This window comes from Mesorhizobium sp. B1-1-5, from assembly GCF_006443065.1.
GTDB lineage: Bacteria > Pseudomonadota > Alphaproteobacteria > Rhizobiales > Rhizobiaceae > Mesorhizobium.
Genome location: NZ_VFWS01000265.1, coordinates 1 through 1,925 on the forward strand (window position 1 = coordinate 1; position 1,925 = coordinate 1,925).

2 protein-coding genes are annotated in these 1,925 nt (G+C 65.0%); both read right to left on the reverse strand.

What is annotated here, in order from left to right; translation table 11 throughout:
* On the reverse strand, positions 1–1,551 hold a 1,551-nt coding region (locus FJ980_RS30215; protein ID WP_140547264.1), incomplete at its 3' end, for a hypothetical protein.
* Between the two features lie 141 nt (positions 1,552–1,692).
* Positions 1,693–1,925 (reverse strand): cytochrome d ubiquinol oxidase subunit II (locus tag FJ980_RS30220; protein ID WP_181181352.1); only part of this gene is annotated, 233 nt, incomplete at its 5' end.

Below are 1,925 nucleotides of genomic sequence, written 5' to 3' on the forward strand. Positions count from 1 at the left end.
CAGCGCAAACAGCAGTAACAGGCCGAGGAAGATTGAGCGCACCGCCCATTCGACGACGCGGAAGAAGCCGGCCCGCCCCGAACTCCTGCCGCGGCGGGCGAAGAACACGATGACGGCGTTGGCAAGGAAGCCGAAGGCGATGCCGGCAAGCACGGCAATGCCGAGCCCCAGCCATTGCCAGCGTTCGATCGGCCCGGCGCGGGTCAAAAGGGCAGGGCTGATCTCACGGGCAAGGCCCCTCGTGGCGAAGAAGGGATCGTTGCTGGCGAAGGCGGTGAATTCCGGCGCCACCGGCGCATCCTCGATATCGGCATAGAGCGTGCGGATGTTGGCCAGCGTTTCCGGCGTGAATTTCCACAGCTTGCCGCCTTTCTCAGTCCCCACCGGAGCGACGACGATGTTGCCGGCCGGGTGCTCGAAATACACATAGGGCGTGTTGCTTTGGGGATCGTCGGGAATTTCCTGCCAGTAGACGTAGCCGATGCGGTCGATGACTTTCTTGAGATAGCTCTCGAGCAGAACCGCCTCGTCGGACCGCACCGCCGGATTGTAACCGCGCATGTCGAGCGCCGTTTGCGTCGAACCGCCATTCTGGTCAGCGATGCCGCCGAGCAGCATCTTGAACGTGTCGCGCGGCGAGGCGAGCTTGGCCGGATCGTCGACCATGTCGGGGGCTTCGCCACGCGCCGCCTGGAACTCGGCGAGCTTGGCCTGCAGCACGGCGAGCTGCGGCCCGACGATGAACCATTCGCCGGCCTTGCGGCGGAAGGTGACGTCGAAGAAAACCTTGCTGCCATATTGCTGCAGCCTGGCTGTCACCTCGTCGCCGGGGATCGCATCATGCGGCAGGTTCCACAGGCGCAAGGTGGCGTTGTCGATCACCGAAAACAGGAGCTTGGTGTAATCGGGCATGTTGAGGCCGCCGCGATCGGCCTCCGTGACGTCGACGAGGCCGGCCGCCAGCGCGGCAAGGCCCATGCCGCCGCCGGTGGCGCGCGGCACATTGTCGGCGCCGCTCTCGTTCATGGTCTGCAGGAACGAGCGCATCGTCGTCATCGGGCTGGTCTGGTCGACCTTGAGGGTCTCGGCGGCGTCGACGCGCACGCCCGTCCACCATTCGGCGGTGGCGGATTCGAAACGGCCCATGAAGCTGGCGCCGTCCGGCGCCATGACGAAGCTGAACTCGCCCTGGCGACTGCCCTCGAACCAGCGGCCGAACAGCTTTTCGCCTTCGGTCTTGGCTTCGATGCGGCCGCCATACAGGGGATAGACGCCCTTCACCTCGGCGCCGTCCTGCTCGAAGGTGATCTGGGCGCCGCCGCCGCGCCATTTGGTGTCCCAGACACCGGCCCAGTTGGCCGTCTGCTGGGCATGAGCGGGCTGAATGACAGGCAGCAGGCCGGCCAGCGCAAGCGCGGCGATCAGCGTGACCAGGCGGATCAGGACCAGAGCAATTCCAGGAAAGCGGCGTAGCGATTTTCCCGGGAAAACTGCGTAGCGCTGCCGCGCCTGCGGATCGTGTTCTATCGAGGCAACCGGGACACCGCGCATTGCATTGCCCTTCTTCTCGGACCGCTGCCATCAGGCCGCAGCATGTCGCGGAAGGTTATTCCGCGTGAAGATGAATATTGTCTTTCCGGCAGGCGACAGGCGGCAGGCGGAGGCGATGATTTCGCGCCGTCGCCTGGCCCTTCAATCGTAGGTCAGGTCCCTCGCCTTGCCGCCGAACACGCGGTAGGCATAGAAGGAATAGAAGATGATGATCGGCAGCACAACCACGGTGCCGGACAGGATGATGGCCAGGCTTTCGGGTGCGGAAGCCGCCTGCCAGATGGTCAGCCTGTCGGGCACCCCGAACGGATAGAACGACCAGGCGAGCCCGGCAAAGCCCAGCGCGAAGATGGCGGCCAGCGTCAGGAACGGCG